Below are 14,245 nucleotides of genomic sequence, written 5' to 3' on the forward strand. Positions count from 1 at the left end.
TCGTCGGCGTGCTCGACGGCGTTGGGCACCGTGGACGTCATGGGGTGCGGACTCCTTGCGCGAAAGAACTGGAGTGGGGAGAGAGGGAGGGGAGGCCGGCCCACGCCCGGCCCGCGTTCACAGGCGCAGGACGGTGCGCACCCCGCACCCCCGGGCAGGCCACCGGCCGGCGGCCCCGGTGCCCCGGAGCGCGCCGCGACGCCGGGACGTGACGGCGCCCCCGCACCAAGGCCCACCGGCCCCCACGCCCATCCCCACCCCCACGCCCGCCCCACAGCGGTGCTGGACGATGCCCACCTCGGTGACATCGAGGGCGCCCTGGGACGTATCAGGCTGGAGGAGGCGGACTCCAGCCGCAGCCTGAAGCGGCGGCTGCTGACGTTCCTGGCGATCGTCGGCCCCGGCCTGATCGTGATGGTCGGCGACAACGACGCCGGCGGGATCTCCACGTACGCCCAGGCGGGCCAGAACTACGGCTACAGCCTGCTGTGGGTGCTCCTGCTCCTCATCCCCGTCCTCATCGTCAACCAGGAGATGGTGGTCCGGCTCGGCGCCGTCACCGGTGTCGGGCACGCCCGGCTGATCAACGAGCGCTTCGGCAGGTTCTGGGGCTGGTTCAGCGTCGGCGACCTGTTCGTACTGAACTTCCTGACGATCGTCACCGAGTTCATCGGGGTGTCACTCGCCCTGAGCTACCTCGGCGTCGACAAGTACATCGCCGTGCCCGTCGCCGCCCTCGCCCTGGTCGCGATCACGGCGACGGGCAGCTTCCGGCGCTGGGAACGCGCGATGCTCGCCTTCATCGCCGTCAGCCTGCTGCTGGTGCCGCTGGCGCTGATGAGCCACCCGCGCTACGGAGCGGCCGTCCACCACCTGGTCGTCCCGGGCGTGCGAGGCGGGGTCACCTCCGAGGCCGTCCTGCTGATCATCGCGATCGTCGGTACGACCGTCGCCCCCTGGCAGCTGTTCTTCCAGCAGTCCAACATCATCGACAAGCGCATCACACCGCGGTTCGTCGGCCATGAGCGCGCGGACACCGTACTGGGGTCCCTCGTCGTGATCGGCGGTGCCGTCGCGATCGTCGTCGTCGCCGACTACGCCGTGAGCGGTATGAGCGCCGCAGGGCACTTCACCGACGCGCTGGGTGTCGCCGAGGCCCTGGGCGGGCACAGCCGCGTGCTGGGAGTGATGTTCGCCGTCGTGCTCCTGGACGCGTCGATCATCGGCGCCGCGGCGGTCACCCTGGCCACCAGCTACGCCTTCGGCGACATGTTCAACCTGCGCCACTCCCTGCACCGCAGCTTCCGCGAGGCCAAGGCGTTCTACGGGACCTACGCCGGGATGGTCCTGCTCGCCGCCGCCATCGTGCTGATCCCCGGTGCGCCCCTCGGGCTGATCACGACCGCCGTTCAGGCCCTGGCGGGACTGCTCCTCCCCTCCGCGTCGGTCTTCCTCCTGCTCCTGTGCAACGACCGGGCGGTCCTCGGCCCCTGGGTCAATCCGCGCTGGCTCAACATGGTGGCCTCGACCACCATCGGGGTGCTCCTGATGCTGTCCGGAATCCTCGTCGCGACGACCCTGTTCCCGACGCTGGACACCACCCGGGTCGCGCTGTGGCTCACCGGTGTGCTGGTCGGGGGGCTGCTGGGCGCGGCCGTGGGGCTGCGCGTCGTCCGCGCCCGCCAAGGCACGGCCCCGCCTCCGCCTCCGAGGATCCCCCGCCCCGAACGCGAGAGCTGGCGCATGCCTCCCCTGGCGCTGCTGGAGCCGGTCGTCTGGTCTCCCGGACTCAGACTCGGAATGAGCCTGCTGCGGGGCTACCTGGTGATCGCCGTGCTGCTGCTGGTGGTCAAGGCCATCCAGATCGGCTGAGCCGGGTCGGGGGGCCTGGCCGAGGCCCGGACGCGGAGTGAGGATGGAGGGGTGAGGGAGGTCCCGCGGTGATCCTGCCCTACCTGCACCACGGCGATCGCGTGGTGGCCTATCTGCTGCCGGTGTGGACGAGGCTCCCCGCTGCCGATCGCATGGGCGTGGCCGCTGCCGTACTGGCCGCGGCGTTCGTCGCCCTGCTCGTCGGCACGAGGGTGCGGCGGGTCCGTCCCCGTCCGTTCCGGCGCCCACGTGCCCGGGCCGCCGAGCCGGTCGACACCTCGTGGTTCACCGCCCACACCCTGGACGGCTTCCCCGAGGAGGCGCTCCGCGCCACTCTGAAGACCCCGGCCGCGCCCTCCCGCGAACGCCTCTACGCCGCCTGGGTCCTCGCCACCCACACCCAGGGCACGGACGCCGTATGGCTGGAGAAGAACCTGGCCCTCCCCGCCGACGCGGCCCACCTGATCGCCGAAGCTGCGGAAGCCAGACGCCGCGAACTGTCGGCACGCGTGCCCCGCGACACGCAGGCCCGTGAAAGCGACCGCCGTGAGCGGTGACGAGGAAGTCCCGCCTGAACGGCGGTCCTGCCACTTCACCGACGTCGGTCCGGCCAACACGCTCGACGTCCACCGCACGGCTCGGGCGTGGCTCGGCGCAACCGCGCACCTCGCTGGTTAGCTAATAGCAAGGGAGGTCTTCGGCCGCAGAGAGGCGGACATGACTGACGTAAATGAGGTAAACGAGCAGGTCATTTCCCAGTTCCGGGCGCAGGGCGGCACTGTGGGAGGCTTCTTCGAGGGCAAGCAACTGTTGCTCCTGCACACGGTCGGCCGCCGAACCGGCCAGGAACGGGTGAACCCCCTGGTGTACGCGGCCGACGGTAACTGTTTCCTCGTCTGCGGCACCGCGCGTGGCGCGGAAAGAGATCCAGCGTGGGTGGGCAACGTCGCCGCCATGCCCAAGGTGACCATCGAGGTGGGGGAACAGATCCTCAAGGCGACCCCCACCGTTGTCACGCATGCGTCGCCGGATTGGGAACGTCTCTACGGGATCTGGTCGGCGTATTGGTCTGACAGCGCGCAGTATGAGACCAGGACGTCGCGCAAGTTCCCCATCGTGAAACTGGAGCCCGACGCATCAGGCGACGACCTGGATTGAATCAGGCTACGGCGTTTTCGCCGTTTCGCCGTTTCGCCAGGTTTGAACTCATCGCGAAGCGGAAGCGCTGCTCGTAGTGAACCCGCGCGGCTGCCAGATTCTCCTCGAACGCCGCAACCCGTCACGCGTGTCTCCAGCAACCCCGTACACGCTTCCTGAATACGTCACGGACCGCGCTACTTCTGGCCTGCGCGTTGTCGAGGCACGCCCAGCGCTTCGCGCTGAGTGGCCGGGGGTCGCCGCAGCGGTGGCGGAGACAAAGGGCCGAAGTGACCAAAGCCGTCCGCGAGATGGAGCGGGCCCGCGACGACAAGAAGCTTCGGAAGCCGGGCAGGGGCTGGACCGGGCAGAGCCGGCTTGAGCACTGGGTCGAGAACATCGCCAAGCCGTACGTCTCCGAGAACACGTACGACGGGTACGAGGTCGACATACGCGTTCACCTCGTCCCCGGCCTGGGCTCTCACAAGCTCGACGGCCTGGAGCCCGAGCACCTCGAACGCTTCTGCCGGAAGATGCGGGCGGCCGGGAGCTCCGCCGGCACCGCCCACCGAGACCGTACGGGTTGGGAGCCCAGGGGAGGGGCCCGGATGCACGCTCGGTGCACGAGACAACGTCGAAGGGCCCCACCGCGAACGGTGGGGCCCTTCGACATCGTGCCCGGTGAGGCACTGGCGGAGGATACGAGATTCGAACTCGTGAGGGGTTGCCCCCAACACGCTTTCCAACTGTCCGCGTGGCCGTCCAGGGGCGTTCGCCAGGGTTCAACGGGCAGGTCAGGCGGGGTGGGCGTACGGCGGTGAACGGTGACGGCCGTCGGCGCACTGGACAAGGAACAGGACAACGAGCGACATGTAACCGACCAGGTCAGTGCGTGGCCGGACGGTTGCGACCTACCCAGGTTGTCAGTGCATGCCGCTATTCTGACGAACACTGACTTCAGGGGGGCTGGGTGTCAACTGTTCGTGCCAGTCGCAAGATTGAGAGGGCGGGCGTCAACGCCCTGCGTTCACTCCTTGAGGAGCACGACCACATCGTTCAGGAGATCGATGGCGGCAACGATCATGGCGAGGACATGATCGTCAACTTCACCCGCGCTGGTAAGAGAACGCCGTACTGGATTGCCATTCAGGTGAAGAGTGGAAAGAAGTACAAGCGGGCCCACGGGTATGCCATTCCTGTTGAGGACCACTTCGACGATTGGCGGCAGAGTCGCATCCCAATTCTTGGTGTCGTCTACGACATGAAGAAGAAGGAGTTGTTCTGGGTAAATCTCACCGAACAGTTGAGGTCTGTAGATGAAAGTCCCAGGTGGGTCCAAGTAGCAAAAACCTCTCCGCTCAACTCCGGCACAATCGATGACTTCTATGCAGAGGTAGCCGCTTACGCTGGCGACGAGAGGATGCGTATCCGTGCGGCGACCGAAGAAGAAGCATTAGCTGAAGCGGTTCGTGCTAGGCAGGGGCTAGACCCCTTAACTGCGCCCAACCCCTTGTATGAGGGTCTAGCGGACTTGGCCCTTCGGCATGAGGAACGCCTCAAGTCCATTCGCAGGAACCTGATCAGGTCACTGCCACTGCAAATCCTGATTGCACTCATGCTGGTGGCATGGCCGTATCAAATTCGCTTCGTTGAGGGTTCCTCGGGCATGAGTCCTGTGTTGTGGGTATCCAACCTCTACGTATTCTTGCTCATGATGGCTCTAACCATCTTTTTTGAGTTCAGGGCTGGCAGAGTTCCCCGCGAAACCGGGAAGTGGCTGTGGATGCTCACTGTCAATTTTCTCTGGCTTCCTGTGATGGATCCTGACGGTGATCCTGGGTGGTGGGGAACTTTTTGGATCTGGGCTGGAGTGCTTGTACCTTCCTTTGGAAACAAACTGCTATTCATTACATTCATTGGTTTCGCAATGGACCGACTAAGGGCGCAGCGCGAGGCGGGCGTCTGACGCCTGTGGCCCGAGCGACTGGATGGCGCAGGATGAGGGCGCTGCCCTGATGGACTTTCCCTCGCTCTCACCAGTGTGGACGTACTAACGACTGATCGGAGTCATAGGTGGATTACGGAGATGTCCCAGGGTGGATTAGTGCAATCGCTAGCGCACTCACGCTAACGGTCGCGATCATTGCAGCGATCGCCGCGTTCAGGCAGGTGCGGGAAGCTAAAACGCTCCGCCTAGAGCAGGCCCAACCGTTCGTTGTGCTCGACATAGAGACCAGCGGAACGGGACACCCTCACACCGACCTTGTAATTCGAAACATCGGTCAAACGTTGGCCTATAACGTGAAGCTGAAATTCTCTCCGGAGTTGCGGAGCACTTTGGATGACGGTAACACTATTGGATCACTAGCCGATGCTTCTCTCTTTAAGGATGGCATCCCAAGCATGCCGCCGGGGCGGGAGTACCGCATTCTATTCGAGAACATGCCAGCCCGATTCGAGAGTGACCTAACCAGGCGGTATGACGTAGAAGTCTCATACTTCAACACTCGCGGAGAGAAGGAAACTCTCAAGCAAATTCTCGACCTGGACATGTTTTATGGATATTTGACGGTCCGAGTGCACGATACTCACCATATCGCTAAAACCCTGCGGGCGTGGGCTAAGAGTGCTGGCGTGCGGAGCTTCTAATCTGGCGGTCACGCGGTAGACCACTTCAGTAGTTCGCTCTAACCGGGCCTCCACTCATGGAAACTGTCCGCGTGGCCGTACGTAGGCGTCCGCGAGTGTTCGCGCGGCAGGTCAGGCAGGGTGCGCGTACGCCAGTGAACGACGATGGTCATCCGCGCGCTGGACAGAGACCAGGACGACGAGCGTTGCTGAACGAGGAGTGGGAGGCAAGGGCATCGGACGGCTGCACGGGACGTGGAAAACTTGAATCTGTTGGGCGCCCACCGGGACGCCGCCGATGTCGAAGGGGAGGCCACGTGCCGCAGGCCAGTCCGCGCGGAACCTACCTGGTCATCGCAGAGGCTCTGCGAGCCGAGATTCAGGAACGGGAGGGCACCGGCATCCTGCCGTCGGAAGCCGAGATGATGCGCTCGCACGGGGTAGGCCGAAACACGATCCGCCGCGCCCTCAAGGTTCTCGAAGCTGACGGCGTTGTCGAGTCCGAGCCCGGGATCGGGTGGCGCCCTGCACGGGGCGGCGACCGGCGGTCACTCGCCGAACGCATGACTGATGTGATCACGGAAGAGTCTCTGTCCGTAGGGGACGCGTACCCGTCAGAGGCCAAGCTGTGTGAGCGGTTCGGCGCATCGCGGACCGCTGTACGGCGCGTACTTGCACAGATGGAGGGGAACGGCCTGCTCACCACAGTTCATGGCAAGGGGCGCACGGTGCGCGCCCTCCCGACGCCCACGGGGCGGCCGTAGTCTTGGCCGACATGGGACTGACTGAGTGGGCGTACTCGCTCTCCGAAGCGATGCTGTCCGAACCGTTGCCGCGCCGCTGGGCGCATTCCCTCGGGGTAGCCAAGCGCGCTCGCTCCCTGAGCCCCATCCTCGGTGACGACGCGGCAGTACTGGAATCCGCCGCCGTGCTGCATGACATCGGGTACTCGCCGACCATCGCAACCACGGGCTTTCACCCACTGGACGGCGCGCGATTCCTCCGGGACCAGGAAGGGGCAGACCAACGCGTCGTGCGCCTGGTCGCGCATCACTCCTGTGCCCTCCTGGAGGCCGAGGAACGCGGACTGAGGCAGGAACTGGAGACCGAGTTCCAGCCGGAGCGTCCGGACCTCGTTGACGCACTGATCTACTGCGACATGACGACGACGCCAGACGGCACGCCGACCACGCCGGCCGAACGGCTGGATGAGATCGTGCAGCGATACGGCCCCGATACCATCGTCGGGCGATTCATCCAGCGTGCCGCCCCCGAGATTCACGCAGCCGCGGGACGCGTGGAAGTGCGCTTGGCGCAGGCATCCGCCGGCAGTCAGCCGATGTAGGGCTGTCGCCGCGATTCGTCCAGACCGTGCCGGATGCGCAGCATCATCGACGGATGGATGTCCAAGCCATCAAGGTCCGCTGGGTCGACCCAGCGGACCTCTTTCGATTCACTGCTGGTGCGCAGAGAACCGCCGACGGGGCGGGCCCGGAAGCAGATGGAGAACTGTTGCCGAACCTCGCCGTCGTCGTACGCCAAGACGTGCTCAGGGTCGGTGTAAAGCCCGACGATGCTGTCAACCTCAACCTGAATGCCCGTCTCTTCCAAGACCTCCCGGACGACGGTGTCGCCGATCCGTTCGCCGATGTCATGGCCGCCGCCGGGAAGCGCCCACAGGTCGTTGTCGGTCTTGTGGATGAGTAGCAGTCGTCCCGAGTCGTCCCGGACAACCGCCGTGACTGAGGGCACCACTGAGTTGGCCGTCGGGGCGTTCGGGTCGCGAAAGTGGTCGATACGGCTCATGACTGTGTGCCTTCCCAGTCGGCGGGCGAGGAGATCGGTCGGGCTGATTCCCAGACCCTCTCAACGCTCTCAGCGTAGGCGTCGAAGAGTTCGCCACCGGCCACGCGCCGCAGGTGAAGGACGGGGGCCATGTAGGCGCCCACGCCGTAGAGGTGGCCGTTCGCAAGCAACTCGTCATCGGCTCGGTAGATCGAGTTGTAGAGGGTGGTGCCGTGCAGTCGGAACTCAACGCCGGGGAGACCGAAGAGCGGCCCGTAGTTGATGAGGGCGTTCCGGATCTTGCCCGCCATCGCCGTGCCGATCCCCTCGTCTTCCCCCCGGACGGCTACGGCCGCCGACGCGGGCTCTCCCAGCATGAAGCGGATGGGCACGCCGTCAGCTGACTTCTCTTTCACGATGCGATGGAACGTCGCGTCTTCCGTGAGCCAGAACCCGGAGTACACCAGCACATCGAAGCGGCGCGTTGCTCTGGCGTAGAGGGTCGTCCACAGCGTTTGCGGCACGACGGATCGGTGCGGATACAGCCTGACCAACTCGGCATTGCCGGACGCCGTGACCTCGGCCGATGTGCGTTCGTCGGGCCACAGATACGACACCTCGCACTTCAACAGTGAGGCAGTCGCGTACTGGAAGCGCCGGTAGGGCTTGCGCTCGGGGTCGTTGATCCATCGTTCGACCGTCTTGGCAGCGACCCCCAGTCTTTCGGCGACCTCATCGAGCGTTAAGCCCAAGTCCACGATCGCACCGCGCAGCCGCTCGTTCGCCACACCAACCTCCGCCTGACTGGGACGACTTGGTACGACTTCACGCTAGCCAAGAAAGCCCCAAGTCGTACAGGTGCGGAGTCGAGCGTCGTCGCCGTCAGCGCGAGTCTGTAGGTACGTCGCGGTGAGGGGCTCGCCGAACTCCACAAAGTCGAAAGGCTTGACGGGGCGAACCGCTCTCTGCATGATGAGGAACACGTACTACATGTTCCTCATGCAGTGCCCGGATGGCTTGGCCCGGATTCCGCACTGCGAAGAACTCAACAGAGTGCCGACCCAGCCGCATGAACACGTGCGGTCGATGGGTGCGGGTCACCATCCCGATCGCCCATGTCGGGCCGGGTGACCTGCCCGAATCCGTCCCTGTCGGGGCGGTGACCGGCTTTGCGTGATCTGAACTCCGCAGAACCTTCTGCGTGGCGTCTGCCGCGCTTCGAACGTCAGCTTCCGCCGTGCTGTTCGCGGCGGCCGGTTGCCTCCGCTGCTCGTCTCGTACGAGCAGCGCCGAGGGGAGCCGGAACCGACTCCAACGGCAAGCGGCTCCCGGGGTGCCTCCCGGGAGCCGCGTTCGGGCCGTTCCTCTCTGGAAGGAACCACGACCCATGAACCACATCGTCACTGTTCAGGACGCTGTTACCGCGTTCGAGCCCTTCATGGAGCCGACGGACGCGGAGCTGGACGCGATCGAGCGGGAGATGCCCGTGATCCTGGCGGACGTCGAGCTGCTGGACGCGCACATCGTCACCCTCGACCGTACGCCGACCGAGATGGACAACCGGCGCATCCGTCGGGCGCGGAACCGCGCGCTGGCCGCCCGGGTCGCGCTGGTCAACCGTGCGGCCGGCGTGAGCCTGCCCGGGGGTGCCGCGTGAGTGCCGTCGGCTCGAAGCTGACCCGCGTACAGATCGGGGTGCTGGCCGCCGCGTTCGTGCCGATGCTGGCCACGGGCGTGTTCGGCGGGATCGGCACGTACAGCAACATCGGCCACGCCTACGGCAAGGGCACAGCACTCGGAGCGCTCGCCGCCGGTGAGGGCGCCACCGCCGTGCTCGCCCTGGTCCTGCTCGGGCTGACCATGCTGGGACAGTCCTCCCCGCGCATCGTCCGGCTCGGCCTGTGGGCCCTGCCGGCCGCCGCCGCCGTAATGGGAGCGATGGCCGCGCCCGATCCGGGCCGCACCGTGATCTACGCCCTGACCCCGATGGGCATGTCCGTCTCGGCCGAGGGCATGGCGTTCCTGGCCCGGCGGATCGTGGTGCACACCGACGGCCGCGACGCCGAGAACGAACGCCGCACCGCCGACCTGGTGCAAGCCCTCGCCTACCACCGTGCCCGCGCCACCCAGCACCCCAGCGACCGGGTCAAGAAGTGGTCCGAGCGGAAGTCGTGGCGGCTGGCCCGCAAGGTCGGGGTCGGGGACGTGGCGCTCGGATCGAGGCTGCTGGACGTGCAGCGCGACCGCGTCACCGCCGGCGCGGACGCCGCCATTGCCTCGATGTTCGGCGGCATCGCCCTCGATCCCGCAACGGTCACAAATACGGAGGAATCCACCAAGACCGATGCGAAACGGTCTATGGCTGATCTGCCGGAATCGACGTCAGACCCGGTGGTGACGCTGACCCGACTGACCGTGCCCGATCCGGTCGCGGTCGACCTGGGCAAGTCGACTCCTCCGCTCAAACCGCTCCCGCTGGTCGACCCCGCTCCGGTCGCCTCGATCGAGCGGCGCGCGGCGGCGGCAGAGTCGACCCGACCGCGCCGCGCCACCGGCCGTGTCCCTGAGGCGGCGAAGCCGCGTCGGCCCAAGCGCACGCCGGAACAGTTGCTCGCCGAGGCACGCGCGGTGACGGCCGATTGGCCGGACGCGAAGGTGACCGCCGAGGGCATCCGCCGGGAGGTGCGCACGTCGCCGGCGAACGCGCGGACGCTGCGGGACACCCTGCTCGCCGAGCGGGCCGCTACGGCGGCTGAGGCCGCGTGATGGGGGCGCTGCCGGTGTTCCGGTGGCGCCTGGCCCCGGACGGCTACGCCACCCGCCGCCAACTCAGGGCCCGCGGCTTGCGGCCCGGCGGTCAGGGGGTGGCCGCTCAGCTCGAACGGCCGCGCCGCCGCCGGGAACCGCTGGTCGCCTACCTCTACCGCGTCGACCTCGCCAAGCCCGTCCGGCCGATGACGCCGGGTCGGTGGGCGGCTCTGGTCAAGGCCAACGCTGCCCGCCGCGTCTGCCCGCGGTGCCGCCGCGATGCGGGCTACGTCATCCCCGCCTCGCTCGGGACCTGCGTGCCCTGCGCCTACCCCGATCCCTGCGACTCTCCGAGGAGCGTCTGACCATGCGCAACGCCGATATACGCCGCCTGGACCGCGCGATCCAGTCGACGGAGAAGAAGTTGGAAGCGGTCCGCCGTGGTGAGTGGTGGCCGCTGACCGGCAGTGAGCGCCGGGCCATGGCCCGGGCCCTGGCCGTCGGCGGCTACAAGGTGGCCCGGGGCCGCAGCGCGGGCCGTGCCGAGGAGCGGATGGACGCCACCGGCAACGCGGCCGAGATGCGGCTGAACGCGGAACTGACCGCGCTGCACGGCGAGCGTCAGCGGCTCATCACCGAGGCCGCCCGCGCCAAGGCCGCCAAGAAGTCGTCGGGGTGGTGGTGACCATGCCCGGCACGGACACGCCTCCCGGCGAGTGCCCGCAGTGCTGGCAGCACGCCCACGACCGGCGCGTTCACCGCAAGCTCAAGCCGCGCGAGGACTGCCCGCAGTGCGTGGACCACATGGTCAACGGCTGCCCGACCATCGTGCCCAAGAGGAAGTCGAGTTGGTGGTGAGCGTGGATGGCCGCTGCCCCGCCGCACACCCCGACGACCCCACGTCCTGCGTGGGGTCGGTCGTGGTGACCGTGCTCGACGCCGGTAACGCGGGGGCCGACGGGTGCGAGCACCACGCCGCCCGGCTGCTGGCCTCTCTCGACGGCGGACGCGTCTACGCCCTCCCCGACGCCCCCTCGGGGGCCGCGATCCGTACCTTCACCGCCGCCGACGGCATCCGCCCGTTCTGCTGGCTCGACGCCCCTCGTACCGAGCCGTCGCAGCTCAGCCACGCGGAGAACCGCGCCCGGCACGGCCGCTGAACCGCACCACCGCACGCACGTCGGGGTGGCCGTCCCTGCCACGGACCCGGCCACCCCGGCTCTCTCCCTTACTCCCGCCCCTCGTGGGGCAGTCAGGAGAACTTCCAGCATGTCTGAGAACGTCGTCCACCTCCACAAGCCCACCGACCCCCCGACCGACGACACCGCCCCCACCGTCCTCACGGTCGTGCCCGACGCGCCGCCGGCCCGCCCGGTGCCGCTGTGGGTCCGCTCCGGCCGCGCCATCAAGACCGGCGTGACACACGAGCGGACGAAGACGGTCGTCCGCGCAACGGCCCGACACAGCCTCTACACCCTCAACGGCGGCCGGATCGTGGCCCGCCGGGCGTGGGACGGCCGTACCGGCTCGCGGTATGAGCGGATGATCCGGGCGGCGGAAGCCGCGGGGAACCTGGAAGCGGCTGAGGAGTGGGAGGAGCGGTTGCAGCGCTTCCGGGCCGCCCGCCACCACCGCCGCATGGACCTGCTGCACTCCCCGGTCGAGGCCGCCAAGGGCGTGGCCGTCGGCGCCGGCATGAGCATCGGCGTCCTGGTCGCCCTCGGCGTCGTCATGGCCATCAACACCGGCCACGTCGGCGACGTCATCACCCCCCTGTCGGCGACCGTCGACTTCATCGCCCTGCTGATCCGGATCGTGCAGGTTGTGTGGGGCCCGCTCATCTCGATCGGCCCGTTCCTGGCCCTGCTGGCGCTGTGGTCGGTCGGGCGCAAGCAGCACGCCGCACCTGCCTGGGCACTGCCTGCCAACGTCCGCAGCAGCGAGGGTGAGCCGATCACCCCGTCCATCGTGGTCAAGGCCCTGCGCGACCTCGGAGTGCCCGCCCTGGCGCGGGCCATCAAGGAGATGGGCGACGCCGGCGCCTCCATGCTCGGGCCGATCCGGATCGCCGGATGCGGCGTGGAAGTCGACGTGACCCTTCCCTCCGGGGTGGCCACCAACGAGGTGCAGGGCAAGCGGCGCAAGCTCGCCGAGAACCTCACCCGGCACGAACACGAGGTGTTCATCACCATCCCCGAGGCCGCGCGGACGGTGCGGCTGTGGATCGCCGACTCCGGCGCGCTGGATGAGCCGATCGGCCCCTCTCCGCTGGTCACGGACGAGACGCTGACCGCGAACTACAAGACCGGTCGGGCCCCGTGGGGCCAGGATCTGCGTGGGGACGCGGCGGAGCTGAGCGTGTATCAGCGCCACCTGCTGGTCACGGGTCTGTCCAACCAGGGCAAGACGGCCGCCCTGCGTGCCCTGGCGCTGTGGCTGGCTCTGGACCGGACGGTGCAGTTCTGGATTGCGGACCTGAAGGGTGTCGGCGACTGGGCACCGTTCGACGGCATTGCCAAGGTCCTGATCGAGGGTCCCTCGGACAGCCACTGCATTCAGGCGACCGAGATGGTTGAGGACGCGGTGGAGGAGATGAACCGGCGGATTGAGGCGGTTCGCAAGGACCCCTCCCTCGTCTTCCCGCCGCTGATCGTGCTGGTGGATGAGGCGCAGAAGGCGTTCATGTGCCCGGCCAAGGGCGAGGACGGCCGCCCCTACGGCGGCGCCAAGGCCACCTCCCGGTACTTCATGGCCGTGCGCGAGATCCACAACCAGGGTCGTGCGGTCGACGTGCTGATGTGGCAGGGAACGCAGGACCCCACCGACCAGAACCTTCCCAAGCTGGTCCGCGAGGGCGCCCACACCCGCGCCTCCCTCGTGGTCGGCACCGAATCGCAGGCTGAGATGGCGCTCGGGGCCAAGGCCGTCAACGCCGGTGCCGCCCCGCATCTGCTGCGTCAGGGCCTGGACAAGGGCACTCTCGTGGTCGCCTCTGACGGCATCGCCATCCCCGCCGGCCAGTCCTCCATCACTGTGCGGACGCACTTCATCGACGACGAGCCGGCCGCCGAGATCGCCGCCCGAGCCAAGGCGCTGCGCGATGGCGTAGCCACCCTGCGCGTCATCGAACGCGACGAGGAGCGTGACCCGCTCGCCGACGTGGCGGCCGTCATCGGCGACGCGGCGCGGCTGCGCACGGATGAGGTGCTGAAGCGGCTGCACGCGCTGGACACGGCCGTCTACCGCGAGTGGAACAACGGACGGTTGAAGCGGCTGCTGGAGGAGCACGGCGAGGAGCCGAAGAAGTCGCACGGGGTCATGGTCGTGCGCCGTGACGACGTGGCCCGCGCGCTCGCCAACCGCGACGAGAACGGTTCCGCTTCCGCCGCCGAGTAGCGGGGAGGAACGAGGGTCCGGTCCGGGGAGGCGGGGAGAACTCCCCAACCCGCTCCCCGGGCCCGCCTCCCCGTGCTGATCAGCGCAAACATCGTTTCGGGGAGGCGGGGAGGCGCCCTGCTCAGACCCCTGAAACACCCCTCCGCACGGCACCCCGAAGGGGGTGCTTCCACCTCCCCGACCGAGCACCGGAAGGGATTCCGCATGTACCCCGAGAACACTCCGCACGTGCCCGCACAGCGGGCCGTAGAGGTCCACCAGCCGACCCCGCTCCCGCCCGCCGCCGTGGCCGTGCCGGCGCCGGTCGTTTCGGTGCAGCCGGGCACGGTTCCGGCGGTGGCGAGCATCGTCCTGCCGGACGGCCGCGTCGTCACCGGCTACGCGATCAACCCCATGCAGCCCGACCCGGTCACGGCCAAGCCGGCCGTGTCCCGGACGGCGGTGAACGTCGCCCTCGGGGGCGTGGGGTTCCTCGCGGTGTGCGGCGGGTTGCTGCTGCTCACCTCGTTCATCGCCGCGCTCACTGCGTTCATCACCCAGGTCATCATCCTGGCCGCCGTGATCTTCGGCGGATGGATCGCCGTGCAGCTCTTCAGCGCGAGCGGCCACCAGGGCGGCACCACTGTGAACATCCGCAAGGCCGTGATCAAGCGCAACCACTTCCACGGCTAGCTACGCC

The 14,245-nt window shown here is 67.8% G+C and carries 16 protein-coding genes and 1 pseudogene; 15 read left to right on the plus strand and 2 right to left on the minus strand.

The genetic code is table 11. The annotated features are described in order from the left end of the window. Positions 1–279: 279 nt before the first annotated feature. The 7 genes and pseudogenes from ACWEK3_RS28400 (at position 280) to ACWEK3_RS28430 (ending at position 6,982) form a co-directional block, all read left to right on the plus strand. Entirely contained in the window at positions 280–1,872 is a 1,593-nt protein-coding gene (locus ACWEK3_RS28400; RefSeq protein WP_450547734.1) for an NRAMP family divalent metal transporter, read from the plus strand. 68 nt (positions 1,873–1,940) lie between these two features. After that, on the plus strand, positions 1,941–2,429 hold the full coding sequence (locus tag ACWEK3_RS28405; RefSeq protein WP_453250913.1) for a hypothetical protein: 489 nt from the start codon (positions 1,941–1,943) through the stop codon (positions 2,427–2,429). 160 nt (positions 2,430–2,589) lie between these two features. Next, complete coding sequence (locus ACWEK3_RS28410) at positions 2,590–3,030, plus strand: nitroreductase/quinone reductase family protein (RefSeq protein ID WP_450547736.1); 441 nt, start codon at positions 2,590–2,592, stop codon at positions 3,028–3,030. A 251-nt stretch (positions 3,031–3,281) separates the two neighbouring features. Continuing rightward, positions 3,282–3,578 (plus strand): annotated as a pseudogene (locus ACWEK3_RS28415) (tyrosine-type recombinase/integrase); the annotation flags it as partial. Between the two features lie 401 nt (positions 3,579–3,979). After that, positions 3,980–4,975, plus strand: a complete 996-nt coding sequence (locus ACWEK3_RS28420; protein ID WP_453250914.1) for a DUF4365 domain-containing protein — start codon at positions 3,980–3,982, stop codon at positions 4,973–4,975. A gap of 979 nt (positions 4,976–5,954) precedes the next feature. Beyond that, positions 5,955–6,401, plus strand: coding sequence for a GntR family transcriptional regulator (locus tag ACWEK3_RS28425; protein WP_453250915.1), 447 nt, complete (start codon positions 5,955–5,957; stop codon positions 6,399–6,401). An 11-nt stretch (positions 6,402–6,412) separates the two neighbouring features. Further along, a complete protein-coding gene (locus tag ACWEK3_RS28430) occupies positions 6,413–6,982 on the plus strand; it encodes an HD domain-containing protein (protein ID WP_453250916.1) in 570 nt (189 codons plus the stop codon). Here the strand turns inward: ACWEK3_RS28430 and ACWEK3_RS28435 are convergent. Beyond that, on the minus strand, positions 6,970–7,443 hold the full coding sequence (locus ACWEK3_RS28435) for an NUDIX domain-containing protein (protein ID WP_453250917.1): 474 nt from the start codon (positions 7,441–7,443) through the stop codon (positions 6,970–6,972). The genes ACWEK3_RS28430 and ACWEK3_RS28435 overlap by 13 nt on opposite strands. Beyond that, positions 7,440–8,210, minus strand: a complete 771-nt coding sequence (locus tag ACWEK3_RS28440) for a helix-turn-helix domain-containing protein (protein ID WP_453250918.1) — start codon at positions 8,208–8,210, stop codon at positions 7,440–7,442. The genes ACWEK3_RS28435 and ACWEK3_RS28440 overlap by 4 nt, the downstream gene beginning before the upstream one ends. A 599-nt stretch (positions 8,211–8,809) precedes the next feature. On the opposite strand from ACWEK3_RS28440, the gene ACWEK3_RS28445 reads away from it, so the two are divergent. The 8 genes from ACWEK3_RS28445 to ACWEK3_RS28480 all read left to right on the plus strand — a co-directional run bounded on the left by ACWEK3_RS28445 (position 8,810) and on the right by ACWEK3_RS28480 (position 14,238). Next, positions 8,810–9,079, plus strand: coding sequence for a DUF6284 family protein (locus ACWEK3_RS28445; RefSeq protein WP_453250919.1), 270 nt, complete (start codon positions 8,810–8,812; stop codon positions 9,077–9,079). A gap of 62 nt (positions 9,080–9,141) precedes the next feature. Further along, positions 9,142–10,188 (plus strand): conjugal transfer protein, encoded by a 1,047-nt coding sequence (locus tag ACWEK3_RS28450; protein ID WP_453250943.1) that lies wholly within the window; start codon positions 9,142–9,144, stop codon positions 10,186–10,188. Then, positions 10,188–10,535: an RRQRL motif-containing zinc-binding protein gene (locus ACWEK3_RS28455; protein ID WP_453250920.1), complete on the plus strand. Its 348-nt coding sequence runs from the start codon at positions 10,188–10,190 to the stop codon at positions 10,533–10,535. Before ACWEK3_RS28450 ends, ACWEK3_RS28455 begins: the two co-directional genes overlap by 1 nt. A gap of 2 nt (positions 10,536–10,537) precedes the next feature. Next, on the plus strand, positions 10,538–10,855 hold the full coding sequence (locus ACWEK3_RS28460; RefSeq protein ID WP_453250921.1) for a hypothetical protein: 318 nt from the start codon (positions 10,538–10,540) through the stop codon (positions 10,853–10,855). Between the two features lie 2 nt (positions 10,856–10,857). Beyond that, positions 10,858–11,028, plus strand: coding sequence for a pRL2-8 (locus tag ACWEK3_RS28465; protein ID WP_453250922.1), 171 nt, complete (start codon positions 10,858–10,860; stop codon positions 11,026–11,028). Then, positions 11,025–11,330 (plus strand): hypothetical protein, encoded by a 306-nt coding sequence (locus tag ACWEK3_RS28470; RefSeq protein ID WP_453250923.1) that lies wholly within the window; start codon positions 11,025–11,027, stop codon positions 11,328–11,330. The genes ACWEK3_RS28465 and ACWEK3_RS28470 overlap by 4 nt, the downstream gene beginning before the upstream one ends. 109 nt (positions 11,331–11,439) lie before the next feature. Beyond that, positions 11,440–13,566 carry an FtsK/SpoIIIE domain-containing protein gene (locus ACWEK3_RS28475; RefSeq protein WP_453250924.1) on the plus strand — a complete coding sequence of 709 codons (2,127 nt, stop codon included), beginning with the start codon at positions 11,440–11,442 and terminating at the stop codon, positions 13,564–13,566. 204 nt (positions 13,567–13,770) lie between these two features. Then, entirely contained in the window at positions 13,771–14,238 is a 468-nt protein-coding gene (locus tag ACWEK3_RS28480; RefSeq protein ID WP_453250925.1) for a hypothetical protein, read from the plus strand. Positions 14,239–14,245 lie beyond the last annotated feature (7 nt).

The sequence above is a fragment of the Streptomyces sp. NPDC004721 genome, from assembly GCF_053601495.1.

Excerpts from the sequence above, each read along its gene's own strand:
- ACWEK3_RS28465 (WP_453250922.1), top strand. The coding sequence starts at position 10,858 with ATGCCCGGCACGGACACGCCTCCCGGCGAGTGCCCGCAGTGCTGGCAG.
- ACWEK3_RS28450 (WP_453250943.1), top strand. The coding sequence starts at position 9,142 with ATGCTGGCCACGGGCGTGTTCGGCGGGATCGGCACGTACAGCAACATC.
- ACWEK3_RS28475 (WP_453250924.1), top strand. The coding sequence starts at position 11,440 with ATGTCTGAGAACGTCGTCCACCTCCACAAGCCCACCGACCCCCCGACC.
- ACWEK3_RS28430 (WP_453250916.1), top strand. The coding sequence starts at position 6,413 with ATGGGACTGACTGAGTGGGCGTACTCGCTCTCCGAAGCGATGCTGTCC.
- ACWEK3_RS28460 (WP_453250921.1), top strand. The coding sequence starts at position 10,538 with ATGCGCAACGCCGATATACGCCGCCTGGACCGCGCGATCCAGTCGACG.
- ACWEK3_RS28455 (WP_453250920.1), top strand. The coding sequence starts at position 10,188 with ATGGGGGCGCTGCCGGTGTTCCGGTGGCGCCTGGCCCCGGACGGCTAC.
- ACWEK3_RS28435 (WP_453250917.1), bottom strand. The coding sequence starts at position 7,443 with ATGAGCCGTATCGACCACTTTCGCGACCCGAACGCCCCGACGGCCAAC.
- ACWEK3_RS28480 (WP_453250925.1), top strand. The coding sequence starts at position 13,771 with ATGTACCCCGAGAACACTCCGCACGTGCCCGCACAGCGGGCCGTAGAG.
- ACWEK3_RS28445 (WP_453250919.1), top strand. The coding sequence starts at position 8,810 with ATGAACCACATCGTCACTGTTCAGGACGCTGTTACCGCGTTCGAGCCC.
- ACWEK3_RS28410 (WP_450547736.1), top strand. The coding sequence starts at position 2,590 with ATGACTGACGTAAATGAGGTAAACGAGCAGGTCATTTCCCAGTTCCGG.